This window comes from Mesorhizobium sp. B263B2A, from assembly GCF_020165775.1.
GTDB lineage: Bacteria > Pseudomonadota > Alphaproteobacteria > Rhizobiales > Rhizobiaceae > Mesorhizobium > Mesorhizobium opportunistum.
This window is the reverse complement of record NZ_JAIUIU010000022.1, coordinates 38,452-65,338: the sequence shown is the minus strand read 5'-3', so window position 1 is coordinate 65,338 and position 26,887 is coordinate 38,452. Positions and strand designations below refer to the sequence as shown.

Sequence of the window (26,887 nt, the reverse complement as noted above, 5' to 3'; positions counted from 1 at the left end):
CTGCCGTTTCTTCGCACTACGCTGGGAAATCTGAAATGCCGGCGGGACAGCACGGAACGAGGCGCTGGCACTTGGTTGCCATACTTCGCTCCACGCCATGACCACGTCTCCGAAACTGAAGACCTATCGCGCCAAGCGCGAGTTCTCCAAGACGCCGGAGCCGGCGGGCGGGCTGATCACCGCTCACGGCAACCGCTTCGTCGTCCACAAGCATCACGCCACCGCTGACCACTACGATCTCAGGCTGCAGGTCGGCGATGTGCTGAAGAGCTGGGCGGTGCCGCGCGGGCCCTCGCTCAACCCCGCCGACAAAAGGCTGGCCGTCGAGACCGAGGACCATCCGCTCGAATATATCGACTTCGAGGGCGTCATCCCCGAGGGCGAGTATGGCGGCGGGCCGATGATCGTCTGGGATACCGGCACCTGGGCGCCGATGGACGATGTCGAGAAGAGCCTCGGGACAGGCGCCTTCAAGTTCCGGCTGGCCGGCGAAAAGCTCAATGGCGGCTGGATGCTGACCAGGCTGAAGCCCAAGCCCGGCGAGGATGAGAACAAGAAAAACTGGCTGCTGTTCAAGGAGCGCGACCTTGCCTCCGATACCGCACTCGACATCCTGGAAGCGCGGCCGGAAAGCGTGAAATCCGGATTGCGCATCGAGGAACTGGCGGCGGCCGCGAAACCGGCGGCCAGATCCGCGCCCAAGCCCGGGTCGCTGAAGCCGGCCACGCTGCCCGGCGCGGTCAAGGCGCGGGCGCTGAGCCGCATCGAGCCGCAACTGGCGACACAGGTGCCGAAGCCGCCGGGCGGCGAGGGCCTCGCCGAGAACACAAACGAGCTCTGGCTGCACGAGATCAAGTTCGACGGCTATCGCACCATGGCGCATCTCACCGACGGAGCGGTGAGATTGATGACCCGCGCGGGCCTCGACTGGACGAAGCGCTATGGCGATCTTCCGCATGCCTTTGCCAAACTGCCCTGCCGCGAGGCCATCATCGACGGCGAGATCGTCGTGCTCGATGGCCGAGGTATCAGCCGCTTCGCGCTGCTACAGGATGCGCTGGCCGAGGGCGCCGGCAGCAAGCTGCATTTCTATGCCTTCGATCTCCTGCATCTCGATGGCTGGGACCTGATGAAGGCGCCGCTCCTTCGGCGCAAGGCGCTGCTGGCCGAACTGCTCGGCGGGCTGGGCGCCAACTCCGCCATCCAGTTCTCCGACCATGTCGAAGGTTCGGGGCAGGGGCTTTACGACCAGGCTTCGGAGCTCGGACTGGAAGGCGTGGTCTCGAAGCGGGCGACCGCAACCTACCAGAGCGGCCGCACCAAGAGCTGGACCAAGACCAAGGCGCTGCAGACCGGGGATTTCGTCATCGCCGGCTTCACCATATCCGACGCGGCCGAGGGGCTCGCCGCGCTTGGCCTTGCCGAGTTCGAGGACGGAGAGCTGCATTATCGCGGCAAGGTCGGTACCGGTTTCGATGCCGAAACCGCCGCCGACCTGCTCGCCCGGCTGGAGACGCTGACCTTGGGCGCGACCGCGCCGGAAGGCGTGCCGCGCGAGATCATGCGCGAGATGAACTGGGTGAAGCCGTTGTTCTCGGCCCACATCCACTATGCCAACCGCACATCAGACAATGCGCTGCGCCACGCGGTGTTCCGGGGCCTGCGGGATGTCGGCTTGTCGACGCCGGTTTCGGCCAAGCGCAAAAGGCTGATCTCGGAGGCGGACCTCGCCACCATTTGGGTGACCAACCCGACCCGGCGGCTGTTCGGCAAGACCGGGCCGACCAAGCTCGATATCGCCGTCTACTACGCGCTGGTCGGCGACTTCATGCTGCCGCATATTCTCGGCCGTCCGGTGTCGCTGGTGCGCTGCCCGACCGGCCTGCCCAAGGACTGTTTCTTCCAGCGCCACGCCTTCACCGGCATGCCGCCTTCGGTGGCGACGTTCGAGGCGACCAATTCCGAGGGCGAGACCAAATCCTACCTCTCGGTCGAAGGCGCCAAGGGCTACCTCGCGCTGGCGCAGTTCGGCGTCGTCGAGTTCCACACCTGGGGCACGCATCGCGCCAACCTCGACAAGCCCGACCAGATCGTCTTCGACCTCGACCCGGGCGAGGGGATTTCATGGCGCGAGGTGGTCGAGGCCGCCGTCCACATCAAGGGCGAACTGGAGCGGCTGGGATTGGTACCCTTCGCCAAGACGTCGGGCGGCAACGGCATCCACATCACGGTTCCGGTGACACGCAAGCAGAACTGGAAGAAGCTGCACCAGGCAACCAGCGCCATCTCAACCCATCTGGCGGCGACGGCGCCCTACACCTTCACCACCACCATGGGCAAGGAGAACCGCAAGAAGCGCATCTTCATCGACTACCACCGCAACGCGCGCGGCCACACCTCGGCGGCCCCCTATTCGCTGCGCGCGCGCACCAACCTGCCTGCCTCGACGCCGGTGAGCTGGGGCGACCTGGAGGCGATCGATGCGCCGCAGGATCTGAATTATTCCTCGCTGCCGGGGTTGTTGGAGACGTCGGGTGATCCCTGGGCGGAGATCGAGGAGTTCGCGCGGGATTTGCCGGTGTTCCAGCCGGTAAGGTAGTGCTGCTAGCTAGGAGCGCAGGTCAGAAGCGTCGCGATCCTTCACACCCCCTCTGGCCTGCCGGCCATCTCCCCCGCAAGGAGGGAGATCGGCAGCGTCGCCGGTAGTGCCAGTTTTTCAATGTTGGAGATTGGCGAAGGCATTCGCGACATCCAATCTCCCCCCTTGCGGGGGAGATGCCCGGCAGGGCAGAGGGGGGTGCTGTCCCTCCAGCAGAGCATGGTTTCGCCCAGTCCATCGACGGTTCCGACAATTTGAATTATTCTCTCCCCAACGACCTCAAAGACGTCCCGGAAGATTTCGTCAGGGATTTGCCGGTATCGTGTGGGGTCGGTGTAGGATTTCCACGGCGCCAACCGTCCTTCGGACGGAAAGCGCTGTAGTTCTTTGTCAGTGCATGGCCGCGTAGGAGTGTATCATGGCGCCCAGGGCAAGTTGGAAGGGTTATCTCAAGCTCAGTCTGGTGAGCTGTCCGGTGCGGCTATATCCCGCCACCAGTGCCAGCGAACGCATCTCGTTCAACCAGCTGCACAAGAAGACTCACAACCGCATCAACATGAAGCCGGTCGATCCGGAACTCGGGCTCGTCGAGCGCTCGGACCTGGTCAAGGGTTACGAGTACGAGGACAAGCAGTACATCATCATCGATGACGCCGACCTCGACGCGGTCAGGATCGAATCCAACCACACGATGAACATCGAGGCTTTTGTCGACGAGGACGAGGTCGATGTCATCTACCAGGATGCGCCCTATTATCTGGCGCCGGATGGCGCGATGGCGGAGGAAACCTTCGCGGTGCTGCGCGAAGCGATGCGCAAGTCCGGCAAGCTCGCCATCGCGCGGCTGGTTCTGTCCAGCCGCGAGCGGGTGGTGACGATCGGCGCGCGCGAGAACGGCATGTTCGTGTGCACCTTGAGGAACCCGAACGAAGTGCGCGGTACGGCTGAATATTTCGGCAATATCCCGGAGGGCAAGCCCGACCCGGAAATGCTCGAGCTCGCCGAAGCGCTGATCAAGCAGAAGGAAACCACCTTCGATCCGAAGAATTACGAGGACCGCTACGAGATCGCCCTGATGGGCATGATCCGCGAGAAGCTCAAAGGGCACAAGCCGATCATCGCGGCAGCCCCCGAGCGTGGCAATGTCATCAACCTGATGGATGCGCTGAAGGCCAGCCTTTCGCAGTCGAAGCCGCCGGCCAAGTCGAAGAGCAAGGCCGATGAAGTCGCCAAGCCGGCCGCCAAGAAAGCGGCAGCGGGCGGTGCGGCCGAAAATCCGCTGAAGGCCAATCTGCTGAAGGCGGTCGGCAAGAGCAAGAAATGACGGCACCCGCCGTTTCGGTTCCAGGCGCCGTCTTCGGCACCGTTGGCGCGCTGGCGGCGTTTCCGCTCCGGCTCGCCGCGCGCGAGGTCGAGCGCCAGCACGGCCAGCTCAGGCGCGGCATCACCCGGCGCACCACGCATGTCGTGTTTGGCCGTACACTTCTTGCCAAGGCCGGATTGACGAAAGGGGGCGATGCCGAGATCGAGCGCCGTGTCGCCGCCGAGCGCGTGGCTGGGCGAACGTTGATCAGCGAAAACGGCTTTCTGCGCCTGCTCGGGCTGATGACGGCACCGGAGGCGTCCTCGTTGTCCAGGCAATCGCTGATCGAGCAATCGCGGCTGTCAGGCGCCGATCTTCACCTGCTCTCGCTGTTCGATGCCTTCGAGCATGACGCGGAACCCTATTCCTTCCGCGACCTGATCCTGGCGCGCAAATATGCCGGGCTGGTGGCCGGCGGCGCGACTTGGGGGGCGATCGCGCGCTCCGTGCACCGATCCGGTCCGGTCGCTTCGCTGACCGCCAAGTCGCTCAATGTCGGTTCACAGCACGGCCGACCCGACGCGATCTATCTCGAAGGCGGCCAGAGCGAACTCGACGGGCAGTTGCTGTTCGATCTCGGCGCTGCCGCCAGTGGCGACGACACGCTGGAGGAACTATTTTCCGAGGCCGAAATGGCGGAGGAGGGCGGCGACCATGACGGGGCCGCCATACTCTACCAGCGCTGCCTCGCCATCGACCCGAGCGACGCCATCGCCGCCTTCAACCGCGCCAACTGCCTGCGCGCCGGCGGCCACGCGGCGGAGGCCGCACACGACTACGCCCGGGCCATAAAACTCGACCCGGCCTTCGTCGAAGCCTGGTTCAACCTCGCCGGGCTGATGAGCGAGCAGGGCCGCGAGGCCTCGGCGCGAAGGCATTTGCAGAAGGCGATCGCGCTCGACAAGACTTATGCCGACCCGGTGTTCAACCTCGCCCGGCTGGAATTCGACGCCGGCAATCTGCTGGAGGCACGCCGGCTCTGGGTGCGCTATCTGGAGCTTGATGCGGTGTCGGAATGGGCTGGGGTGGCCGCCAAGGGCGTGCAGTTCGTGGATATGCAGCTGGCGCGGACGGCGGGATGATCATGATTGGCGAAGGCCGCGATAACAGCCGATCTCCCCCCGCAAGGGGGGAGATCGGCTGCGTCGCCGTCGCGCTGGAACTCACCCCATGACCACCTTCCTCTTCGACGGCCACGACACCGCCCCCGTCACCATTCTGCTGGCCCATGGCGCCGGCGCGTCGATGGATTCTCCTTCGATGACCGCCACCGCCAAGGCGCTCGCCACCGCTGGCTTGCAGGTCGCGCGCTTCGAGTTCCACTATATGGCGGCCCGCCGCTACGGTCATCGCAAGCCACCGCCGCGCGCCGAGACGGTCAACCCGGAATACATCAAGGCGATCGCCGATCTTCGCGCCAGGGGTGTGACTGGGCCGCTGATCATCGGCGGCAAGTCGATGGGCGGGCGGGTCGCCTCGATGGTCGCCGACGAGATGTTCGCCAAGGGCGAGATCGTCGGGTTGGTTTGTCTCGGCTATCCCTTCCATCCGCCTGGCAAGCCCGAGCAGTTGCGGACAAAGCATCTCATCGGGCTGAAGACACCGACGCTGATCTTCCAGGGCACGCGCGACGAGTTCGGCACGCCGGACGAGGTGGCGGGCTATGGGCTTTCCGACAGCATCGAGGTCGTCTGGCTGGAGGATGGCGACCACGATCTGAAGCCGCGCAAGAGTGTTTCGGGACTTTCGACAGCCGATCATTTGAGGACGCTGGCGGAGACAGTGAGGGATTGGGAGGCGCGCGCATTGGCCAACCGAGCGGATTTTCGTACAGGTAGAGATCAGAAGAGGTAATTTTGCTCTACATAGTATATGGGAAAGGCAGGCTGCAAACAGGTAGCGCCTTCTTTGCAATGGCGTTGTTAATTTTATGTTGCGTCTTCCTTGCGGCGATGTCCTATTTAGACGTAAGTCATTTACTATTTATCGAATACGCATCATTCATTTTGTCACTTATATACATTTATATTGTAATGAATAACTCAGAAGAATATAGGAATTATTTTTGGTTTATGTCTGACTCAAATCAGATAATTCGGTTCAAGCGGTTCTCTGTTGTGGTTTATTTTATCGGGGTATCATCGATATTTGTCATGTTCGACAAGTCATACGGAGTATTTGAATCTGCGGTATATTCGATAATTCTTCTTTTTGAAGCTCTAATTTTCCCCGATGTTATTCTTTTTATGAAGGGTTCCCATCGACATCATTTAAATTCCCAATGAAGATCGCTACCTTCAACATCAACAACATCAACAGCCGGCTCGAAAACCTGCTGGCGTGGCTGGCTGCCGCCAGACCCGATGTCGTCTGCCTGCAGGAATTGAAGGCGCGCGACATGCAGTTTCCGCGCACCGCGCTCGCCGATGCCGGCTATGGCGCTGTGTGGAAGGGCGAGCCGACCTGGAACGGTGTGGCCATCCTGGCGCGGGGCGCTGAGCCCATCCTGACCCGCGATGCTTTGCCGGGCGACGATGGGGACAAGCAGAGCCGCTACATCGAGGCGGCGGTGAACGGCATCGTCATTGCCTGCCTCTACGCGCCGAACGGCAATCCGCGGCCGGGGCCGAAATTTCAGTACAAACTCGCCTGGCACGAGCGGCTCAACGCACATGCCGAACAACTCATCGACACCGGCCTGCCTGTGGTGCTGGCCGGCGACTACAACATCGTGCCCGAGCCGCGCGACATCTACGCCACCCGCTCCTATGACGACAATGCGCTGGTGCAGCCGGAGAGCCGGGCTGCCTTTGCCGCACTTCTCGAGCAAGGCTGGACCGACGCGCTGCGCAAGAAACACCCGAATGAGACGCTCTATACGTTCTGGGATTACCGGCGGAACCGCTGGCCGCGCGATGCGGGCCTGCGGCTGGATCACATCCTTTTGTCGAAGACACTGGCGCGCCGATTGAAAGGGGCCGGCATCGACCGCGACGTGCGCGGCCAAGACGGCGCCAGCGATCATGCGCCGGTGTGGGTGGAGGTGAAGTGAAGCACGCGCCTTGCGGCATCACCACGCGGTCACCGCCGGCCCCATCTGTGCAGCGGCGGTATCGCAAGCTAGGTTGCGTATTCCTGCAGACTGGTTGTCCATGAACATCGACAGCGATCACCGACCGAAGCGTATCTGCCATGCATGATTTCGGCCTCGTCGAAATCATGCTCTCGGCCGCCGCCATCATCGCGGTCGCGGCAAGCGTCGTCTGGCTGTTGCGGCGAGCGCGGTCCCGTCGCCGCACGGCTCGCCGGGCCGATCCGGCCAACGATTATGCCGTGCGCGGCGATTGGGGGCGCAGCACCGGCACCGTCAACTACTCGTCCTTTGTCTATTTCGATGTCGACCGCGACGGCAAATATGGTGTGGGCGACCGGCCGATGGCCGGTATCATGGTGCGGCTGTTCGACGGGCAAGGCGGCTTTGTCGCTTCCGCCAGGACAAACAATGTTGGCTTTGCCAATTTTGCCATGTCGACATCTTCGGCCAATGCCGCGATCCGCTTACCCGGCGCCTACGGGTTCTCGGTTTCGGTGCCACCGGGATGGCGGTCGCCCAGTGCCAACGTGACGCAATCGCAGCGTTTCTGGCTGGAGCCGGGCTCGCCCACCGGTCTGGTGTCGCAGGACCTGCCGAGGCCGGTCGGCCTGGCGCCGCCGCGCAGCCTGGCCGGCAGGATGGCGGCGGACGGCACCGCGACACTGTCGGTGATGGCGAGCGGGCAAGAGCTGGAGAGGCGGGCGCTGGCGCCGGACACGGCCTTCCGGCTCGAGCTTGCCGACGAGGCCGACGCGGTGGTGATCGCCGGCGGCGGCCTCGACCGGCAGCTTGCGCTTTCGCCCTATCCGACCGATCTCGGGCTGATGTCGCCGCAAACGCTGCCTGGCAAGTCGGCGTTGCGCACGATCGGCTTCGACGACGTCACCGGGCGAGGCTTCCGCAAGATCCCATGCGGCCATGCCGGGCTGCAATGGCGCAACCTGAACGCCATGGCGCAGGACCACACCAAGGGCAGCGAAGGCTATGTCAACGGCAATGTCTCGGGCGACCACGTGGCTTATACCAGCAGTGGCTACCCGGCCGAGTTCTGGAGCGAGACGCCGTTCGGGTTCCACTCCGTGCTTTTGAGCGCTGCATGGCTAAAGTCGGAAGGGGAGATGGCGCTGATCGAGTGTTGGCTGGGTGAGCAACTGGTGGCCAGCGATGCGCTGGCGCTATCGGCGCTTTCACCTCTGCACTACGCCCCGATGCTCAGAGAAATAACCCGTGTCCGTCTTTCAACGAGACATCATTGGCAGATGGTGCTGGACGATTTGGTGCTGACGCGCTGAACTATTGCGGGTTCGAGGTCACGGCCGTGCCGTTGGTCCCGGCCGTGATCAGTTTCAAATTGCCCTTCTTGACCAGAGCAGGCCGTGCGTAGGTCTTCTTCATGGTTCCGTCTCCCCAATATTTCGCCACAAAAAATCAGATGCGTTCCGAAGTCACCGCCCGGAAACCACCACGCCGCCGTTGACCGAGGCGGTGATCAACTTCAAATTGCCTTTCTTGACCAGAGCAGGCCGCTCATAAATCTTCTTCAAGGCTTGTACTCTCCAGAATATTCCCTTTGGAAGTGTGCCACATCGCCGACTGGTGTCAATCATGCTCGCCTGAAGGCCGCCGCCGCGGGGCTTTCCCGCCATTTTTGCGGTGCATTGATGTCGCTGATGATCTGGCTCGAAAGGACGGGCGGAGGGTGCGATGAACAGACTTGCTGACAGGGTGCTGGCGCTTCTGCTGGCCGCGGTTGCCATCGGCTGCCTGGCGCGGATTTATCCGCTCGTCGCTACCCTCGCCTGGGGTCGGGCCTCCGTTTCGCAGGATGCGGCCTCCCTGCGGCTTCTGGTTTTCTCCGTGGCGGCACTTGCCTGCCTTGTCGGCGCGTTGCTGTTCTGGGCCGGTCTTTTGCCAGGCCGGCCGGCGCACCTTGCCAGCGCGCCTCTGTTCGGCCGAACGGCGGAGGTGCGGGAGACCGGCAGGCCTGGCCTTCGCAAGGTCTTTTTTGCCTTGCCATTGGTTGTGCTGGCGGCGCTCGCTGTTGACCGGCTCGGCCCGTGGCATGATGGTGGCGGCGGGGTGGCCAGCGAGCTCAAGGCGAATGAACCCAAGCCTGATGAACCCAGGCTTGCCGAGCCCAAGCCTGATGAACCGAAGAGCCAGGATGTCGCCAGCACGCCGCCAGCCGTGGAACCGGCACCTCCGGCTCCACCACCGGTAGCCGCCAACCCACCGTCGACACCGATGCCACCCGCTCCACCGCAGACTCCCGCCGCGCCGCCGCCGGAGGTCGCGGTCATTCCGCCGCCCACGGTGGCGCCGTTGCCGCCACCGCCGCCGTCGGCCCCAACCCAGCCCGACGGCCATCGCGACGCGGTCGTCTGGCTGGCGGTCGCGCCCGACGGCCAATCGATCATGAGCGCCAGCACCGACCACGTCATCAAGCTGTGGGACGTCGGCGGCAAGCACTTGATCCGCAATCTCGGCGTCCACAAGGACATGGCGCGCACGGCGCTCTACATGCCCGACGGGGTTAGCGCGCTGACGGCCGGCGACGACGGCGAGATCGTGCTGAGAAAACTCGCCGATGGTACCGTGCTGCATGTCTTCCAGTCCGGCCAGAATGGCGGCGTCAACAAGCTGGCGATCAGCCCGGACGGCAAGCACGCCGTCAGCGGCCACGACACCGGCAACGTCATCGTCTGGGATCTCGTCAACAATTCCGTGCTGCATGTGCTGACCGGGCACGGCTGGTCGATCAGCGCGGTCGCCGTCTCGCCCGATGGCAAGCAGGCGCTCAGCGGCAGCATCGACGGCACGCTCAAGCTCTGGGACATCGACAGCGGCAAGCAATTGCGCAGCTGGCACGGCCACGAGCAGGGCACCTACGGCGCCGTGTTTACCACCGACGGACATCATCTGATCACCGGCAGCGGCGATCTGACGATCAAGGTCTGGGATCTCGACAGCGGCCGCGAGGTGAAGCGGTTCGAGGGTCACGAGGGCACCGTCTACACGCTGGCGCTGTCGGCCGACGGCAAGCGCCTGCTGTCGGGCTCGCTCGACGGCACGGCTAGGCTGTGGGACATGGAAACCGGCAACCAGATCGCCATGTTCGACAGCCAGACCGGCCCGATCTACGCGGTGGCATTTGCTCCCGACGGCACGGTGCTGACCGGCGGCTATGACCGGACGATCAGGGATTGGCCGGCCACGGGGGGCGACGGCGTGGTGCTGTTTGCGGGGGCGCCGGGGTGAGGTGTAAAGGTCAAGACATCGATGGCCGGACATAGTGACCGTTTAATCCCTAAATAACGATAGGTCTTGTATGGTGCGTGGATGAATTGGTGGATCGGCTGTTGCTGGATTGCCGGTAGTATTTGCTTTGCAGTGCTGGATCATCGCGCACGAAAACTGGCCGGCAAACGCTGGCTCTCAGAATGGCCCTGGCGCCTGGTGACTTACTTTGCGCTCGGCGGCGTCTTCGCCGCAATAGGATACGCGCCGATTTTCCTTCATCACTTCGTTGAGGCGATCGTCGGTGTTTACAGTCATCCGCCAACGTTGAGAAGTTTGGCAGTGCTTTTTGTTTGGGGAGCAACCGCAGCCGCTGCCTTTGGATTTCTTGTATTGGCCCGCAGAACACTTCGTGAGATCGGCAGCTTGCAGCACGGGGTAAGATCGATGGCAGCTTTTCGCACTATTGCCTGCGCAATGGTGTTGGTTGCCATCGCCATAGGCATCCTTGGTACCGGGTTCCTGTTTGGTCTCGATATTCAGCGGAGCCACTGATCAGTTGCTAGATCAACAAGCGACAACATATTCATCGTCGCTTCGCGCGGCGGCTGCGTCGTCCTGCCCCCAGGCGTTTGCCATGGCCGACGCGGACGGGGGGGCGCATTGTTGGGATGGCTCGGGCGTCCGCGTCAACCAGGGCGGCTCGTACCGCCGCGACTGCAACATGACACATTGCGGGGCGCTCGAAACTTCCGCGAAAGCGGAATAGGCAGGAGCTGCGGCGCGGATTCGGCGCTCTGCTTCGCGGGGCAATCGCGCGAAACAGTTTTTCCTGCCTGTTGCATTTGAGCCATGAGACCAAGCAGGACTATCTGGCTTCGGCGCGTGGACGTCTGTTGGCCGTTGCCTTATCTATGGCGACGCCAGCAATCGTTCGGCGGCAGAAAGCGACGTAAGCCCTGGCTTCTTCGTCGACAACCACGACACGGAAAAAATCGTCGTCGGTAAGATCAACTGCAAGTTCTGAGACGACAAGCCACGCCCTTCATCGGTTCGCCCCTCGGTCGGCCGCCTGGATCGATCGGGCTGGCACGGAAGAGAGAACATGTTGACTGGACGGCTGCTCGCCAAGATAGAGCGCCCCGCCCAGGATGAGGAAAACAATCCCCACCGCCACCAATCCGACCGTCAATACGGCAATCGCCGTACCCGGACCATGGCCTGTGTTGATGATGATGGACCGATGGGGCACGCTCGTTTCCTCCGAGATGAGGCGGGTCCGGAGACCTCGCGGAAAAACGGCAGCAAGGGCCAGATGTTCCCGGAGCAGGGCCTTATTCGGCCGTTTGCGTTTCCCTGTAGGACCAAGGTCTTAGCGGCCGAACGCAAAGGTCCGAGGGGCCCTGTTCGGTTCCGGCAATGTCCATTGGACGTTCCGTTATTTTAGTCAAACGACATATAATGGTGCGGCGCTGCCGGAGGTAGGAAAGCGTCAAAAAAATAGCCGACGAAGCTTTTTTACCGGCACTTGCGAGGCGAAAAACAAGGTCGTCGAGAAGCGGCAAATTCACCAACGGCTGATCGGATCAAGTCACGGCTCACGTCTCGTCAAACCCTCCCTCGCGGTTCAAATCACGCCTGATCGCAGCTTCTTCGTCGTCGTCAGGGAGGGCGTCGTCACTGTCCTGGTAGGCGTTGTCGTCGTCTTCCTCGGGCAGTTCGCCCTCTTTCTCTGTTTCGTAGCGAATGTCGCCATTTTCCGGCACTGAGTCGGGCAGGATCTGGCCGCCCTTGACCGCGTCCCAGTCCTGCTGCTCGATGGTCGGGCCATCGGCCTCGGGACCGTCTTCTTCCATGTCGGTGCGTGGTTTTTCGCGCGGTGCCATGCCGGCCTCCAACCCTTGAAAGGACTGCAAGCGAAACTCGGCGTGCCGCCATTTGTTCCCGCCTGATAGCGGTAGGGGTTGCGCCTAATGACCACCGAAGGCTTGCGCGTCAGCCCAGCCACCACCAGAGCGCTGCGACCACCGCCACGATCGCCGCGATCGTCAGCCCCAGCATGATGTAGGAGCCCTTGACGATATCGCGGATGATCTTCTTGATCGTCTCGCGGTCGTTGAGGTTGGGGAACGGCTCGTTGGGCAGCGCCACGCCGAGGAATTCGCAAAGCGGAGCCCAGCCTTCGGTCACCTTGTAGACCAGCAGCTTCTGCGGCGGCACCGCTGCCATGACCTCCTCGACATAGGCGTTGTAGCGCGCCACAGCCTTGGCGCGGTCCTCCATTACGCCGTTCAGCGTGCGACCCCACACCAGTTTCCTCGACATATCGCCGAATTTCCGGCCGAACGGCGTCAGCCACTCCAAGATCTTGAACTGCCAGACATTCTCGGTGAAGTAGATTGTGTCGATCGTGCTCTCGTACCAGGCTTCGGCGCCGCGCGGGTGGAGCGTCAGCAGTACCTTGGCATCGGGGTAGGCAACCATCAGTTCCTTCCACACGCAGCAGCCGGGATTGTCCACGGTGGCTGTATAGTTAGCGAACACACGGTTCCAGTCGTGCTGGCTGCCGGGCGCACTGTTGGCCACCTTGCGCCAGAAATCGAGATGACCTTTGTTGGCCTTGTTCAGGATTACTTCCTGCATGTGGTAGGAAGGCAGGCCGAGCCTATTGAGCGCGGCAAAGGTCGACCACGTGCCAGTGCGGCCGAAACCGGCCCCGATCAGTTTGAGCGTCATTTCCCCATCCCTCGGACTTGTTTTCTCCATTACCCCGGTCCGTGAGCATTAAATTGCTCCCGACCGGGCGGTCGCGCAACAAATTTCGCGAGCTGTTCCGGATCGGGCGATCACATAGTTGCGAAGTCGCTAAAATAATGAAACGTTGTGGGCGGGTAATGGGAATTCAGGCAGGGGAGTCGTTTGAACCGGGGCGGTTTGAGCGATTTTGGGATCGATGTATTTTGGACATTTTCTCGTAGGGATGTCAGTCACGACCGTCGTTATCGCGGTCTGGACCTATCTAGCCACCGGTTCTTTCTGGGAGGCGCTCGCCTGGACGGTCGTGACATTGCTTGTCCTGCAGGTTGGATACTTCATGCTCGTCGTGCGGCTGATCTACAGGCGCGCGCATCATGCCGCGACAAGCGAGGATACCGTGAACGTTGTTCCGCCGCTGCATCGGGATGGTGTCTGGTTCTGAAGGCCGACATCCGGGATCGATGATGTCCGGGTGGATCAGGAGTGCTTTTCGCTACCGGCCATCTATTCGCGCGTGCGCCAGGCAGCCGGCAAAGGGCGCCATCAGCGCGAGAACGGCAAACGTCAGCCACGCCGTCCGATTGCCGGAACCAAGGTGCCAGAGCCGGCGTTTCCCTGATGTGACCGGTGAGGCTGCCACCTCCGCCGGCGCCGTTAAAGGCTCGTCCTGCTCCCGGCAGGGCGGGCCTTTTTCGGGTGCGGCGAAGGGGTGGGAACGACGCGGCGCGCTCCACGTTAGCTGTAGCTAAGGCAATAGGCAGACCAGATCGAATTCACTCCGTGAAGAAGTACGGCCCGGCGCGCTTCACGGTGAAAGTATTTTTCGCTTATATTTTTCACTAAAAATGTAATCTCTGAAAATAACCTCTGAGGTTTTGTCTGCGTGATCCATATATAATCACAATGTTGTCAACGGCGGAAATTCTCATCAGTTTGCCTGAATGGCGCATTTATTCCAAAAATCGAGATGGAACCTCGCGACGGTGGCGGAGTTTTCCTGCAGGGCGGGTTTGACATATCCAACCATGGAGGTTTGTTATGAAACACTATCTTGCTACGAGTGCGGCTGCCGCGATCGTCCTGATGGGTGGTATTGGCACGGCCTTGGCGGAAACCGTCGTCGTGCAGCCACAGGATGAGACAGTCGTCCGCGAATACGTGAAGAAGGAGCCGCTGGCGTCGGTGAACCTTTTGGGCGTCGAGCTCAAGCTCGGCTCGCCTGTGCCGGACAGGGTTGAATTGCGCGAGGTACCCAACGTCAGGTACCGCGTCGCCGTGATCAACGACCAGACCGTCCTGGTCGACCCCGACACGCGCGAAATCGTCGAAGTGCTGCACTGATCCGTGGCCTGGCCATGAAAGAGGGTGCGACACCGACTAACTGATACCGGCCCAACTCTTGGGAAAAGCCCGCCGCGGCTTCGTGGCGGGCTTTCTTTTGAAGCGGGCCTTGCCGCCTATTCGGCGGCGAGCTTGTCCTGCGTCTTCGTGTCGAAATCGCTGGCGTCATGGCGCTCGTGCAACTGCAGAGCCGGTTCGCCGAAGGCGCGGTTGACCATGCGGCCGCGCCTGACCGCTGGCCGCTCGTCGATCACCTTCGCCCAGCGCTGCACGTGCTTGTATTCGTGCACCGAGAGGAATTCGGCGGAATCGTTGTACATGCGGCCAAGCGCCAGCCCGCCATACCAGGGCCAAACCGCCATGTCGGCGATCGAGTAATCCTTGCCGCCGAGATACTCCGTTTCGGCCAGCCGGCGGTCGAGCACGTCCATCTGGCGCTTCACCTCCATCGAGAAACGGTCGATGGCGTATTCGAATTTTTCCGGCGCATAGGCGTAGAAATGGCCGAAGCCGCCGCCCAGATACGGCGCCGAGCCCATCTGCCAGAACAGCCAGGACAGCACCTCCGCCCGCGCCGGCTGTTCGGTGGGCAGGAATTCGCCGAACTTTTCGGCGAGATAGACGAGGATCGAACCGGATTCGAAGACGCGCATCGGCGTGGCGCCGCTGCGATCCATCAAGGCCGGGATTTTGGAGTTGGGGTTGACCTCGACGAAACCGCTGCCGAACTGGTCGCCATCGTTGATGCGGATCAGCCATGCATCGTATTCGGCGCCTTCGTGGCCGCGCGCCAGAAGCTCCTCCAGCATGACCGTCACCTTGACGCCGTTCGGCGTCGCCAGCGAATAAAGCTGCAGCGGGTGCTTGCCGAAGGGCAGCTCTTTGTCATGCGTCGGCCCGGCGATCGGCCGGTTGATGCTGGCGAAGGCGCCGCCACTCGGCTTGTTCCAGGTCCATACTTTCGGCGGGGTATAGTCGGTCATGTCGGGCCTCGTGGCGTGATGGGGGAGACAGAACGGGATCGGGGGCGGATCCACCTACAGCTAGGGCTGCGGAGCGGGAAGTTCAACTTGCGTTGAACTATTGTCAATATAGAGCGCCGGCTCCTTCCTTCTCCCCGGAGGCCCGCTCTTCAGGTATTCAGCCCCTTCAAAAGGTCCAGTGGGCCTTTTGATCCGGGCTCCCCGCTCTTCAGGTGTTCAGCCCCTTCAAACGGTCCACTGGACCTTTGATCCGCCCGAAGGCGAACCGGATCTTCACCATTCGAAGCTCGAAAAGCCAGGCAATTGGCTTTTTGTCCGCTGCGCGGACCGCTTCTCACCCCTTGCACCATCCCCTCCAAGGCATACCTATAGAACAAGCCGCCAGGGCATTCGCATCGCAGGACAAAATCATGACCGCCAATCCCAATCCGCGCTCCGTCGTTGCCGTGCGCGCCACCGTTCCGGAAGACGCCTTCACGGCGGGCGCGCTGGGCACGCTCAGGGAAGGCAGCGGCGTCGTCATCCGCGACGATGGGCTGGTGCTGACCATCGGCTATCTCATCACCGAGGCCGAGGAGGTCTGGCTGACCACGCATGACGGCCGTGTCGTCCCCGCGCATGCGCTGGCATACGACCAGGAATCGGGCTTCGGCCTGGTCCAGGCGCTGGCGCCGACCGGCCTGCCGGCGGTGGCGCTGGGCGACGCCGGCAAGGCCAGGATCGGCGACGCGGTCGTGCTTGCCGACGGCATCGGCCGAGCCGTCGAGGCCAGGATCGTCACCAAGCAGGAATTCGCCGGCTATTGGGAGTATCTGCTCGACGAGGCGATCTTCATCGCGCCCGCGCATCCGTCCTGGGGCGGTGCGCCGCTGTTCGGAGCCGATGGCGCGCTACTCGGCATCGGCTCGTTGCGCCTGCAGATGAGCCGCGCCGGCGAGGTCGCCGATATAAACATGATCGTGCCGATCGATCTTTTGCCGCCGATCCTCGACGATCTCTTGACGCGCGGCCAGGTGGCCAAGCCGCCGCGGCCCTGGCTTGGCGCCCTGTCGGCCGAAAGCGACGGCCAGGTGGTGGTGATGAGCGTGACCGAAGGTGGCCCGGCCGCCAAGGCCGGCCTGCGCGAGGGCGACGTCATTTCCGAGGTTCGCGACGGCGCGGTCGATGGGCTCGCCGATTTCTATCGCAAGCTGTGGGAGAGCGGCTCGGCGGGCGCCGAGATCCCGATGCGGGTGGTGCGCGACGGCCGCGAGACCTGGCTGCGCGTCAAATCCGCCGACCGTGGCAGTTTCCTGAAAAAGCCGCAGCTGCAGTAGGCCTTACCATTTCGGCCAGGCGATGCATCCAAGACTGCTCAAGACCTTTCTCGCCGTGGCGCGCAGCCGCAACGTCACGCGCGCCGCGGAGGCCGTCCATCTCGCGCAGTCGAGCGTCAGCGACCAGGTCCAGTCGCTCGAGGCCGAGCTTGGCGCTGCCTTGTTCACGCGTTCGAAGGCCGGCCTGGAGCTGACCCCGGCGGGACTGGCGTTGAAGCCCGTCGCCGAAGAGCTGTTGCGGCTCGACGCAGAGGCGCGTGCGGCTGTGCAGGCGGCTGCCGGGCAGACGAGCGGGCAGGTGACCGTCGGTGCGCTGGAGACGATCGCCTCGGCTCGGCTGGCGCCGTGGCTGCCCGGGTTCCAGGCCCACCACCCCGGCATCATTGTCCGGATGAAGGTGGCAGGCAGCGGCGCGCTGCTGCGCCAGCTGGAGGACGGCGATATCGATGTCGTCTTCTGCTTCGAGCCTCGCCATTTCGCGAAGGACACTTCCGATCAGCGTTTCGCCAGGCGCACGATAATGGCCGAACCGCTGGCACTGGTCGCGGCTCCGGGGCAGGGCACCGCCCCAGGCGACATTGCCGCGCTCGCCAAACTGCGGTTCGTGGCGACCGAGCCCGGATGCATCTACCGGCACATGGTCGACACTGCCTTTGTCGAGGCGGGTGTCGATGCGCCAGCAATTGCCGCCGAAGTCGGCAGCATCGGCGTCATTGCGCGGCTGGTGGCCGCCGGCGCGGGTTTCGGCCTCGTTCCACGCATTGCCGTCAGCGATGCGATCGCGCGTGGCGACATCGTCGAACTGCCATGGCCCGGTTCGGCGCGGGCGGCGCCGCTGACGATGATCTGGCGACGCCGGCGCGTCCAGCCGCCGGCGCTCCGGCAATTGCTTGCCGCCGCTCGCGATACGCTTGTGCCAACTGAGCGTTCAGGAGCTGAATCGACGAAACGCTCCAATGCCTTGTTTGCAAACAGTTCCTGATGTCGGGCCATGCTAAACCAGCCGATGCCCGCCCTCGACATGCAGCGTCGTTCCCGTCGTGAAGCCGTTGCCGATCAGGAAGGCGATGGCATCGGCGATGTCTTCGGGCTGGCCGATCCGCCCGACGGGCAGCCGCTCGGCCATCGCACCAAGCATTTCGGCCTTGTTGTCGCCGGCGACCTGCGTCCAGATCGTGGTGTCGACCCAGCCGGGCGACACGGCGTTGACGCGGATGGGCGCGAGTTCCACCGCCAGCGCCCGCACCAGCCCTTCGAGCGCGGCATTGACAGCGGCAACGACCGAGCCGCGTGCGGCCGGGCGGTAGGCGGCGATGCCGGAAACGAAAGTCATCGAGCCGGCAGGTGTAAGTTGTGGCGCACCATGCTTGGCCAGCAGCAGCGGACCGAAGAGCTTGCTCTCGACCACGCGTAGCGCCGCCTCTAGGTCAAGCTCCGGCAGCAGACGGTAGGCGCCTTCGATGTCGGCGGCGGTGCTGACGATGTGGTCGAGCCCGCCGACGCGCTGGAAAAGGGCTGTGACCTGGTCTTCCTGCGTGAGGTCGACAGCGGCCACCTCCAGATTGGCGGGGCCGCCCAACGCCTGGCGCGCCTCTTGCAATCTCTGCTCACCTCGTCCGGCGATGACGACTTCCGCACCGGCCTCGACACAACGCCTGGCCAGTGCCAAGCCCATGCCGGAGCCGCCGCCGACGATCAGGATTTTCTGGTTCGGAATGCTCATTTCGCTCTGCCTTTGCTTGGAGGGACAAGGGCAGGGGATTGGCAGGCCAGGGCGCCAAGGGGAAACGGAAGAAACCGATGGTGTTATCGGAGATGCCGATAATGCCAGCCGCGCAGCGGTCTCGTTCAGCGCACCAGGGCTGTCCCAGACGACAAACACCGCAGCGCTGCCACCGGTCTGACCCCGGCCGGAGGGCGGGGCGCCGCTTATTCTTGGCAGGCGGTGAAGGCGTCGCCCGAATTCCAGTCCTTGAAGGCGACGATCCGGCCTTCGGCCGACACGGTCTTGTGCTTCGTGCTGCCGTCCGGCTGCTGCTTCGAGCAGGCGCCCTCGCCGGTCAGCACATTGTAGTCATAGGCGCTGGCGACATTCTCCTTGAGGTAATCCTGCGAATCGTAGGCGAAGCCGGCAACGATGAAGGTGCCGTTGCGGTAGGCGATGGTCAGCGCCTGGTTGGTGCGTTCGCTGCCGACTGGCGGTGCCGGCAGATAGAATTTGATCGAGCCGTTGGGCAGCATCGTCAGTTCCGGCTCGGTGTCGGAGTTCTCGTAGCCCGGCCGGTCGTAACCGTTCCACTCGCCACCGATCTGTTCGTGCACGGTTTCGACCGGCTTGAGGTAATTGTGCTCCTTGTCCCTGAGGAAGAAATGGATGTCCATCGGATCGGAGGGCTCGGTCTCGATCACCATGGCAAGGTCCGGCGCACCGTCGCCGTTGAAGTCACCGGTCAGCGCGGTGATGATCTTCTGGGTTTCGATCGGTTCGGCCAGCGCCGTAGTGGGGAGCAGGAAAGCAAGAGCGAAGAGCAGGTATCGCATGGCGTGTTCCGAGGGTGGGAGGGAGACGCGTCCAAGAGGACCATCGCAGGTCTTGCGGGATTTTACAGCAGGGCGGCGGTCATGCGTTGCCTTGCGCAACGAAGCGCAAGGCTGCTCATTCTCCGCAATCGGTAAAGCTGGCCCCGCTATCCCACTCGGCGAATGGCACCACCTTTCCTTCCACCGCCACGGTCCTGTGCATACGGGTGCCATCCGGCTGCATCTTGCTGCTTTTGCCCTTGCCGGTCAGCAGATTGTAGTCGCAGTCGCTGGCGACATTGTCCTTCATGTAGTCATGATAGTCATAGGCAAAGCCGGCGACGACGAAGCCATTGTTGCGCCAGGCGATCGTCAGCGTCTGGTCGGTCCGCGCGCCGTTGGACGGTATCCCCGGTATGTCGAGCTTGATCGAGCCGTTTGGCAGCGCGGTCAGCTCCGGCTCGATGTAGGACGCCTCATAGCCTGGCCGGTCGTAGCCGTTCCATTCGCCATACATCTGCTCCTGCACGATGCCGGCAGGTTTGAGAAAATTGTGTTCCTTGTCCCTGAGGAAAAAATGCATGTCCATGGCAGCGCCGGGTTCCGTCTCGACGATCATCGCCAGGTCGATGGCGCCGTCGCCGTTCCAGTCGCCGGTGGCCGCGGTGATGATTTTTTGGGTTTCGATCGGTTCGGCGAGGGCAGTTGCGGGGAGCGCGAGGACAAAAGCGAGGAGCAGACATTTCATGGCGCGTTCCCCGACAGTGATACCCGCTTTGGTACAGCACAGCGCGAGGAGGCGCCAGCGCCCCCTTTCCCCTGGAAGGATGGCAAGTGTGCTAGTCGCGTTCCGCGCTGGCAAACACCATCAGGTTCCCGTCGGGGTCGCGCATGCGCATGATCCAGAAATGGTCGGCTTTCTCGATAGGACCGGGTTCGAGGCCCGCATCCACCAGCCTCAGCCGTTCGGGCGCCAGCGGCAGCACACCGAGCGTCAGCGTCGAGGTGCCGGCCTTGTGCTTGTCCTCGAAGAGCTGCACCTCGGCGCTGTCGCTGAACTGCCACTCGGCCAGCCCAGGCATCGGCCGGCGCTGTGGCGCCTTGCCGAAGAGTTTTTCGTACCATTCGATGCTGGCCTCGAGATTGGAGCAGCTGACATGGGCGAAAATCGTCTGGATCGCCATCGGAACCTCCATCCGGCGGTTGCACTGAAGCCGGAACGCGGCGATGGGTGGTGCGTTCCGCTGACTGGCGCCGGTGCGTCGGCTGCTGACGAAAACTGACCGTGGGTTATGCCATGATGCTGGCCGATGAGGGGACGATGGTGGCAGGCGACATGGTGGCACAAGCGACAATCGCATTGAATGGACAGGCCCGCTGATGGCGCCGGTCAAGATCGATCCCGACAAGGTCCGGGAGTTTCCCGACGCGGCCAGCTTCTACGCCTGGCTCGGCCAGCACCACGCCACGGAGGCCGAGGTGTGGATCAAGGTGCACAAGGTGGGTTCGGGGCTGAAGTCGATCACGCCGAAGGAAGCCATCGATGTCGTGCTGTGCTTCGGCTGGGTCGACGCGGTGCGCAAGGGGCTGGATGAGAAAAGCTTCCTGCAGCGCTATACGCCGCGTGGCAGGAAGAGCATCTGGAGCAAGATCAACATCGACAACGTCGCACGGCTCATCGAGGAGAGCCGCATGACAGAGCATGGGCTGAAACAGGTCGAGGCAGCCAAGGCCGATGGGCGCTGGGCGCGGGCCTATGGCGGCAGCCGGGAGATGAAGATCCCCGACGATCTGCGGGCGGCGATCGACGCCGAGCCGGCCGCGAAGGCGATGCTGGAAAAACTCAGCGCGCAGAACCGCTTCGCGCTCGCCTTCCGCACCCACAACATGAAGACCGAGGCTGGCCGCAAAAAGAAGATCGAGACCTTCGTCGCGATGCTGAAGCGCGGCGAGACGATCCATCCGCAGGGCAAGAAATAGGCGTTCAGGCATCCGGATGCGGGCAAAGCCGGCGGTACCGATGCGGCCCGGCTTTGTGCGGGGCGGTTCACCATTTGAATCGCGAAACCGCCCTAACTGCCTGTTTTTGCCCGGATCGCTGCCAGGCCCCCGGATCGCTGACAGGCCATTGCACAACGCCGACTGGTGACAACGACATGGCCGGTGGACGACGGGCGGCGTGGCCGTTACCTTTTCCAGCGCCGCGACGATCGCGCAGCGGTTGCTGGGAGTCGTTGCCGTTGAGAAGAGTTGCTTCGTGGACGATGGCATTGTTTCTCACGGCCATTGTCGCGTGTGCCGGAACCGGGGCCGCCGCCCAGACGTCCCCGTCCTTGCCCGCCGATCTGTCGACGAAAGAGATATCGGTTGGGATAAAGGCCGCGCCGCCCTTCGCCTTCAAGCTGCAGGACGGCACCTGGTCCGGATTGAGCATCGACCTCTGGCAGAAAATAGCCGGGCGGCTCAAGCTTCGTTTCCGCTATGTCGAAGTGCCGACCGTGCAGGACCAGATCGATGGAGTCGTCAGCGGCAAGTTCGATGCGGCGATGGCGGCGATCACGGTCACGGCCGACCGCGAAAAGGCGGTCGATTTCACGCAGCCTTTTTTCACGACCGGGCTCGGCATCGCGACGCCGCTCAACAACCAGCCTTCATGGCGGCCGGTGATGCGCGCGCTGACCTCGTTCGGCTTCCTGCAGGCGGTGCTGGCGCTGATCGTCATCTCCGTCGTGGTCGGCGTGCTGATCTGGATGTTCGAGCGCCGCCACAATGATGATTTCGGCGGTGGCGTCGCAAAGGGCCTGTTTTCCAGCATGTGGTGGTCGACCATCGCCGCGACGCAGGCCAGCACCGGCGACTTCGGCCCGCGAACCGTCCCGGGGCGCGTGCTGGCCGCACTCTGGATGATGGGATCGATCATCGTGATCGCGGTGTTCACCGCTGGCGTCACGTCGGTGCTGACGGTGACGCAGATGGAAGGGATGGTGCAGGGCGAACGCGACCTCGCCGCGGTCAGGGTGGGTGCCGTGCAGGACTCCTCGACGGCGTCCTACCTGGATTCGACGCAGATCCGCCATCAGGACTTCGCCACCATCCAGCAAGGGCTCGACGCGCTGCGCGCCGGCAAGGTCGATGCGCTGGTCCACGACAAGCCGCTGCTCGGCTGGCTGGTCGGGCAGAACTACGCGACGAGCCTGCAGGTTCTCGACGCGACCTTCGACCAGCAGCAATATGCCATCGCGCTGCCGCTCGGCAGCAAATTGCGCAAGCCTCTCGATGTCACCCTGCTGCAGACCATGGAGAGCGACTGGTGGAAGCAGGCCGTCTTCCAGTATCTGGGCGAGAAATAGCCGGCGGGAACCGACACCCGGCCTTGCCAAAGAAAAAGCCGCCCTCGCGTTCTGCGCGTGGCGGCCTTTTCCCGGGAGGATGCTGTCACTGGTTGAGGTCGACCGGTGTCACGCCAAGAAGTTTCAGGGCGTTGGCATAGGCCCGGATGCCTTGCGCCTGCTTGCGCTCAGCGCAGAACCGGTTCGCCTTGTCCTGGAGCGCCGTTGCCTCGGCGATCTCACTGGCATTGGCGCCGGGTTCGGCTTGGGTCTGGATGGCGCTGTCGAGTTGAAGACCGAGCCGGCTGCAATATTCGCTCCGGGTCACCGCCGCTTCCGCACCCGACTGTGCGACCACAAGCATGGTGAGCGAAACGCCTGCGAGGGCAACCATCCATCGGGTTGAACGTCGTTGCATTTTCGGGGTCATCTCATTGCGCTGTGTGGCGGCCGCTGTCCGGCTGCCACGGGATGGTTATCGCAGACGATCTTTTCGCCAGTTTTTCCGGTGTGTTGAATCTTGTTTCTGGAGTGTTTCTGGCGTGAAGCCGCCGATCTCCCCCCTTGTGGCGGAGATGCCCGGCAGGGCAGAGGGGGGCGCCAAGGATCGGCAACCTCCGTGGTATCGCGACGGGTACTAACGTCTCGGTGTATGTCGACGGATTGAAAGCCGGCGGGACAGCGCCCCCCTCTGGCCTGCCGGCCATCTCCCCCACAAGGGGGGAGATCGGCTGTATGCGGCGCTTCTGCCTCTTCCTTTGCCGCTATCCTTCGCGTAAGGCGCCGGGCAAATCCTTTCAGCGCAGGCACAGTCCGGAAACCCGCATGATCAGACTTGAAAGCATCAGCAAGCAGAATGGCCGTCAGCTTGTCTTCATCGAGGCGTCGGCCTCCCTGCAGAAGGGCGAGAAGATCGGTCTTGTCGGGCCCAATGGCGCCGGCAAGACGACGCTGTTTCGCATGATCACCAGCCAGGAGCAGCCGGACGAGGGCCAGGTGCAGGTCGATCGCGGCGTCACCATCGGCTATTTCAGCCAGGATGTCGGCGACATGGCGGGCCATAGTGCTGTCGCCGAAGTGATGAACGGCGCCGGGCCGGTGAGCGACGTGGCGGCCGAAATGGCGGAACTCGAGGCTGCCATGGCCGATCCCGACCAGGCCGACCGGATGGACGAGATCATCGAGAAGTACGGAGAGGCGCAGCATCGCTTCGAGGAGCTCGACGGCTATGCGCTCGACGGCCGGGCGCGTGAGGTGCTCGACGGCCTCGGCTTTTCCCAGGAGATGATGGACGGCGATGTCGGCAAGCTGTCCGGCGGCTGGAAGATGCGCGTCGCGCTGGCGCGTATCCTGTTGATGCGGCCCGACGTCATGCTGCTTGACGAGCCGTCGAACCATCTCGACCTGGAAAGCCTGATCTGGCTGGAACAATTCCTGAAGGGCTACGACGGCGCGCTGCTGATGACTTCGCATGACCGCGAGTTCATGAACCGCATCGTCAACAAGATCGTCGAGATCGATGCCGGTTCGCTGACCGCTTACTCGGGAAACTATGAGTTCTACCAGCAGCAGCGCGCCATCGCCGACAAGCAGCAGCAAGCGCAGTTCGAGCGCCAGCAAGCGATGCTGGCCAAGGAGATCGCCTTCATCGAACGCTTCAAGGCGCGGGCGTCACACGCGGCGCAGGTGCAGAGCCGGGTGAAGAAGCTCGACAAGATCGAGCGCGTCGAGCCGCCCAAGCGCCGTCAGATCGTGAATTTCGAATTCCAGCCGGCGCCGCGCTGCGGCGAGGACGTCGTGACCTTGAAGAACGTGCACAAGGCGTATGGCAGTCGTACCATCTATGACGGGCTCGACTTCCAGGTCCGCCGCCGCGAGCGCTGGTGCATCATGGGTGTCAACGGCGCCGGCAAGTCGACGCTGCTGAAGCTGGTGGCGGGCGCTTCGGATCCCGACACGGGCACGGTGGCGCGGGGGCCTAGCGTGAAAATGGGTTATTTCGCACAGCACGCCATGGAGCTGCTCGAAGGCGAGCGCACCGTGTTCCAGACGCTGGAAGACAATTTCCCGCAGGCCGGACAGGCGCCGCTCCGCGCGCTCGCCGGCTGTTTCGGCTTTTCGGGCGATGAGATCGAGAAGAAGTGCCGGGTGCTGTCAGGCGGCGAGAAGGCGCGGCTGGTGATGGCGCTGATGCTGTTCGATCCGCCCAACCTCCTGGTGCTGGACGAGCCGACCAACCACCTCGACATCGCCACCAAGCAGATGCTGATCGAGGCGCTGTCGCAGTATGAAGGCACCATGCTGTTCGTCTCGCACGACCGCCATTTTCTCGCGGCCCTGTCCAACCGAGTGCTGGAGCTGACGCCCGAGGGCATCCACACCTATGGTGGCGGCTACACCGAATATGTCGAGCGCACGGGGCAGGAGGCGCCCGGGCTGAGGGGGTAGGCCGCTACTTCAGCGAGATGCTCATGCCGCTGAGATCGGCGTTGACCTGCATGCCTACCTGCCTGCCTGTCAGTTCGAGTCGCGCGCCCTTGTCATTGGTCATGACGATCACCTGGGCGCCTTTGCCGATCGCGCCGCCACCGCCCGCCGCGCCATAGACCCCGGTCACATCCCGGGCGCGCCGGATATGGCGCACGGTGCCGCGGAAATAGGTCTTGGAAACGCCGAAGGCGAGGCCGCCCGAGACGGCGCCGACCGAGATGGGATAGCTTTTACCATGGAAGGTCAGGGTGCCTTCGCCGCCAGAACCGCCGATGAAGAAGGCGGCTTTGTAGACGGAGAAGCGGATCGTGCCGCTGTCGGCGTGCGCGGCACTGGCAAAGCTGATGCCCGCGGTGGCGATGGCGGCAACCGCGATGGAACGCAATCCGGACGAGATGTTCATGATGAAAGCTCCTCAGAAGGCCGCCGCTTTGCCCAACCGGCGGGGCTGTCAGCGTCATGTCAAAGTTACAACTGAACAGTCTCGCCCGTCATTTGGTTCCAAGCACATGGCTTGAATCTGGCTGCGAGAAGATCGACACGAAGTGAGGTCTATGGCAAGCGCCAGGGCGGGACATCGCGTATACGTGATTGGCAAGGCGGAGGCGCCGGCCAGGCACGATCGTGCGGAATTTGGGATGATGCGATTCAAGGTGCGATTCAGGGGAAGAGCTTCAGGATGAGAATTGCGATGGGAATTGCGACGTCTGCATTGGCCGCGATGCTGGCTGGATGCGCGACCTCGCCGGTTGACTACGGGGCGTCGCTTTCGCAGCAGGACCAGAAATGGGCGTCGCCGCAATGCCAGCAGGCGCGGACGGCGGCTTCGGACTACGCGGCGCGCGAAAAGCACCATCCGGGTTGGGAATTCGTCGCGCTTGGCCCGTACGGGTTGGGAATCATCGCGGCCACCAAGGAGCACGAACAGAAGCAACGGAAGCTGTTCGCCCGCGAGGTGCACCTGCAATGCTCAAGCCTTCCGTTGCCGAAGGAATTGGAAGGCGATTTCAGCCCCGCGAGCGCACAGACGAAATATCCATAGACACACTTTCATCGCGGAGCACGAAGGCGGCTGTTGACGGCGCGTCGTTCGTTGCGGACATCTGGTCAACCTGGGAGGGAGGTCGACGCCAAAAGCGGTCAAGCTGGAAGCACCGGGCATTGGTGTTTCAGCTGATTGACGGGGCGTTGACCGCAAATTGCGCGGCGAAAGCCCTGACATAAGCGGGCCGAGCTTCCCCGCGCGCCACATAGGCGGCCAGGTTTTGATACTCGTCCAAGATGCCTGACATTCTCAGTCGCAGCAGCACTGACACCATCAACAGATCGCCGGCGCTGAACGCACCATCGAGCCAGTCGGCGGCGCCCAGGTGAACGGAGAGCTTGTCCAGCGTCGCGCGAACACGGTCCTTTACCAGCGGCAGGCGCTCCTCGCTCCACGGCTTGTCACGTTCGAATATTCTTGCCGTCATCAATTCGAGGATCGGCGGCTCGACGGTGTTGAGCGCGGCAAACATCCAGGTGATGGCACGCGCGCGGGCATCGCCATCCCCAGGCAGCAGACCGGCATGCCGCTCGGCAAGATGAAAGACGATCGAACCGGTCTCGAACAGGCAAAGAGGACCTTCCTCATAGGTGGGGATCTGGCCGAAGGGATGGATGGCCAGATGCTCGGGTGCCTTCATCTGCGCGAAGGAAACGAGGCGAACCTCATAAGGCTGGCCCACTTCTTCGAGCGCCCAGCGAACGCGCGTATCGCGCGCCAGTCCCTTGCCGCCATCGGGCGATCGTTCAAAGGCTGTGATGGTGGGGGTCATTGGCAGGCTCCGGTGTCGGGTATGGTTTTTGGTTGCGCCCA

The 26,887-nt window shown here is 63.0% G+C and carries 28 protein-coding genes; 16 read left to right on the top strand and 12 right to left on the bottom strand.

Features of this window, described 5'->3' with window-relative positions:
• The first annotated feature begins 97 nt into the window (after window positions 1–97).
• From ligD to LB568_RS26845, 6 genes are all read left to right on the top strand, one after another.
• On the top strand, window positions 98–2,599 hold the full coding sequence (gene ligD / locus LB568_RS26870) for a DNA ligase D (RefSeq protein WP_224731702.1): 2,502 nt from the start codon (window positions 98–100) through the stop codon (window positions 2,597–2,599).
• A 418-nt stretch (window positions 2,600–3,017) separates the two neighbouring features.
• Entirely contained in the window at window positions 3,018–3,923 is a 906-nt protein-coding gene (locus tag LB568_RS26865; RefSeq protein ID WP_013894322.1) for a Ku protein, read from the top strand.
• Window positions 3,920–5,044, top strand: coding sequence for a tetratricopeptide repeat protein (locus tag LB568_RS26860; RefSeq protein ID WP_013894323.1), 1,125 nt, complete (start codon window positions 3,920–3,922; stop codon window positions 5,042–5,044). The genes LB568_RS26865 and LB568_RS26860 overlap by 4 nt, the downstream gene beginning before the upstream one ends.
• A gap of 88 nt (window positions 5,045–5,132) precedes the next feature.
• Window positions 5,133–5,816: an alpha/beta fold hydrolase gene (locus LB568_RS26855; RefSeq protein WP_013894325.1), complete on the top strand. Its 684-nt coding sequence runs from the start codon at window positions 5,133–5,135 to the stop codon at window positions 5,814–5,816.
• Between the two features lie 427 nt (window positions 5,817–6,243).
• Entirely contained in the window at window positions 6,244–7,014 is a 771-nt protein-coding gene (locus tag LB568_RS26850) for an exodeoxyribonuclease III (RefSeq protein WP_013894326.1), read from the top strand.
• Between the two features lie 140 nt (window positions 7,015–7,154).
• Complete coding sequence (locus tag LB568_RS26845) at window positions 7,155–8,348, top strand: hypothetical protein (protein WP_013894327.1); 1,194 nt, start codon at window positions 7,155–7,157, stop codon at window positions 8,346–8,348.
• 1 nt (window position 8,349) lies between these two features.
• Here LB568_RS26845 and LB568_RS26840 read toward each other — a convergent pair whose 3' ends face one another.
• Window positions 8,350–8,451 (bottom strand): hypothetical protein, encoded by a 102-nt coding sequence (locus LB568_RS26840; RefSeq protein WP_013894328.1) that lies wholly within the window; start codon window positions 8,449–8,451, stop codon window positions 8,350–8,352.
• Between the two features lie 50 nt (window positions 8,452–8,501).
• Window positions 8,502–8,600: a putative RiPP precursor gene (locus tag LB568_RS26835; RefSeq protein WP_210160833.1), complete on the bottom strand. Its 99-nt coding sequence runs from the start codon at window positions 8,598–8,600 to the stop codon at window positions 8,502–8,504.
• A 160-nt stretch (window positions 8,601–8,760) separates the two neighbouring features.
• Between LB568_RS26835 and LB568_RS26830 the strand changes: the two genes are divergently transcribed.
• Complete coding sequence (locus LB568_RS26830; protein WP_224731701.1) at window positions 8,761–10,314, top strand: WD40 repeat domain-containing protein; 1,554 nt, start codon at window positions 8,761–8,763, stop codon at window positions 10,312–10,314.
• A gap of 81 nt (window positions 10,315–10,395) precedes the next feature.
• A complete protein-coding gene (locus LB568_RS26825) occupies window positions 10,396–10,848 on the top strand; it encodes a hypothetical protein (protein WP_150111203.1) in 453 nt (150 codons plus the stop codon).
• A 1,043-nt stretch (window positions 10,849–11,891) separates the two neighbouring features.
• On the opposite strand, the gene LB568_RS26820 is transcribed toward LB568_RS26825, so the two are convergent.
• Both LB568_RS26820 and LB568_RS26815 read right to left on the bottom strand, forming a co-directional pair.
• Entirely contained in the window at window positions 11,892–12,179 is a 288-nt protein-coding gene (locus LB568_RS26820; protein ID WP_013894331.1) for a hypothetical protein, read from the bottom strand.
• A gap of 109 nt (window positions 12,180–12,288) precedes the next feature.
• Window positions 12,289–13,029 (bottom strand): sulfotransferase family protein, encoded by a 741-nt coding sequence (locus LB568_RS26815; RefSeq protein ID WP_013894332.1) that lies wholly within the window; start codon window positions 13,027–13,029, stop codon window positions 12,289–12,291.
• Window positions 13,030–13,273: 244 nt separating this feature from the next.
• On the opposite strand from LB568_RS26815, the gene LB568_RS26810 reads away from it, so the two are divergent.
• Together LB568_RS26810 and LB568_RS26805 are read left to right on the top strand one after the other, a co-directional pair.
• Window positions 13,274–13,492, top strand: a complete 219-nt coding sequence (locus tag LB568_RS26810) for an exopolysaccharide production repressor protein (RefSeq protein ID WP_023767209.1) — start codon at window positions 13,274–13,276, stop codon at window positions 13,490–13,492.
• A gap of 596 nt (window positions 13,493–14,088) precedes the next feature.
• Window positions 14,089–14,391 carry a DUF1236 domain-containing protein gene (locus LB568_RS26805; protein WP_013894334.1) on the top strand — a complete coding sequence of 101 codons (303 nt, stop codon included), beginning with the start codon at window positions 14,089–14,091 and terminating at the stop codon, window positions 14,389–14,391.
• 116 nt (window positions 14,392–14,507) lie between these two features.
• Here the strand turns inward: LB568_RS26805 and yghU are convergent, their stop codons facing one another.
• Window positions 14,508–15,374, bottom strand: a complete 867-nt coding sequence (gene yghU, locus LB568_RS26800; protein WP_013894335.1) for a glutathione-dependent disulfide-bond oxidoreductase — start codon at window positions 15,372–15,374, stop codon at window positions 14,508–14,510.
• Between the two features lie 410 nt (window positions 15,375–15,784).
• On the opposite strand from yghU, the gene LB568_RS26795 reads away from it, so the two are divergent.
• Window positions 15,785–16,690, top strand: a complete 906-nt coding sequence (locus LB568_RS26795; RefSeq protein ID WP_013894336.1) for a S1C family serine protease — start codon at window positions 15,785–15,787, stop codon at window positions 16,688–16,690.
• Window positions 16,691–16,712: 22 nt separating this feature from the next.
• A complete protein-coding gene (locus tag LB568_RS26790; RefSeq protein WP_013894337.1) occupies window positions 16,713–17,672 on the top strand; it encodes a LysR family transcriptional regulator in 960 nt (319 codons plus the stop codon).
• Window positions 17,673–17,684: 12 nt separating this feature from the next.
• Here LB568_RS26790 and LB568_RS26785 read toward each other — a convergent pair whose 3' ends face one another.
• The 4 genes from LB568_RS26785 to LB568_RS26770 form a co-directional block, all read right to left on the bottom strand.
• Window positions 17,685–18,413: an SDR family oxidoreductase gene (locus LB568_RS26785; protein ID WP_224731700.1), complete on the bottom strand. Its 729-nt coding sequence runs from the start codon at window positions 18,411–18,413 to the stop codon at window positions 17,685–17,687.
• Window positions 18,414–18,619: 206 nt separating this feature from the next.
• Entirely contained in the window at window positions 18,620–19,231 is a 612-nt protein-coding gene (locus tag LB568_RS26780; protein WP_140576045.1) for a hypothetical protein, read from the bottom strand.
• A 115-nt stretch (window positions 19,232–19,346) separates the two neighbouring features.
• Complete coding sequence (locus LB568_RS26775; protein ID WP_140576043.1) at window positions 19,347–19,958, bottom strand: hypothetical protein; 612 nt, start codon at window positions 19,956–19,958, stop codon at window positions 19,347–19,349.
• A 91-nt stretch (window positions 19,959–20,049) separates the two neighbouring features.
• Window positions 20,050–20,394, bottom strand: coding sequence for a VOC family protein (locus tag LB568_RS26770; RefSeq protein WP_224731699.1), 345 nt, complete (start codon window positions 20,392–20,394; stop codon window positions 20,050–20,052).
• 196 nt (window positions 20,395–20,590) lie between these two features.
• Between LB568_RS26770 and LB568_RS26765 the strand changes: the two genes are divergently transcribed.
• Complete coding sequence (locus tag LB568_RS26765) at window positions 20,591–21,190, top strand: YdeI/OmpD-associated family protein (RefSeq protein WP_224731698.1); 600 nt, start codon at window positions 20,591–20,593, stop codon at window positions 21,188–21,190.
• Between the two features lie 284 nt (window positions 21,191–21,474).
• Entirely contained in the window at window positions 21,475–22,560 is a 1,086-nt protein-coding gene (locus LB568_RS26760; RefSeq protein ID WP_224731697.1) for a transporter substrate-binding domain-containing protein, read from the top strand.
• An 85-nt stretch (window positions 22,561–22,645) separates the two neighbouring features.
• Here LB568_RS26760 and LB568_RS26755 read toward each other — a convergent pair whose 3' ends face one another.
• A complete protein-coding gene (locus tag LB568_RS26755) occupies window positions 22,646–22,957 on the bottom strand; it encodes a hypothetical protein (protein WP_041164720.1) in 312 nt (103 codons plus the stop codon).
• A 407-nt stretch (window positions 22,958–23,364) separates the two neighbouring features.
• Between LB568_RS26755 and LB568_RS26750 the strand changes: the two genes are divergently transcribed.
• On the top strand, window positions 23,365–24,987 hold the full coding sequence (locus tag LB568_RS26750; protein WP_224731696.1) for an ABC-F family ATP-binding cassette domain-containing protein: 1,623 nt from the start codon (window positions 23,365–23,367) through the stop codon (window positions 24,985–24,987).
• Window positions 24,988–24,991: 4 nt separating this feature from the next.
• Here LB568_RS26750 and LB568_RS26745 read toward each other — a convergent pair whose 3' ends face one another.
• Window positions 24,992–25,432, bottom strand: coding sequence for a hypothetical protein (locus LB568_RS26745; protein WP_224731695.1), 441 nt, complete (start codon window positions 25,430–25,432; stop codon window positions 24,992–24,994).
• Between the two features lie 276 nt (window positions 25,433–25,708).
• Here LB568_RS26745 and LB568_RS26740 point away from each other — a divergent pair, with 276 nt between their 5' ends.
• Window positions 25,709–26,071, top strand: coding sequence for a hypothetical protein (locus LB568_RS26740; RefSeq protein ID WP_224731694.1), 363 nt, complete (start codon window positions 25,709–25,711; stop codon window positions 26,069–26,071).
• Window positions 26,072–26,198: 127 nt separating this feature from the next.
• Here LB568_RS26740 and LB568_RS26735 read toward each other — a convergent pair whose 3' ends face one another.
• On the bottom strand, window positions 26,199–26,846 hold the full coding sequence (locus LB568_RS26735) for a glutathione S-transferase family protein (protein WP_224731724.1): 648 nt from the start codon (window positions 26,844–26,846) through the stop codon (window positions 26,199–26,201).
• Window positions 26,847–26,887: the final 41 nt, after the last annotated feature.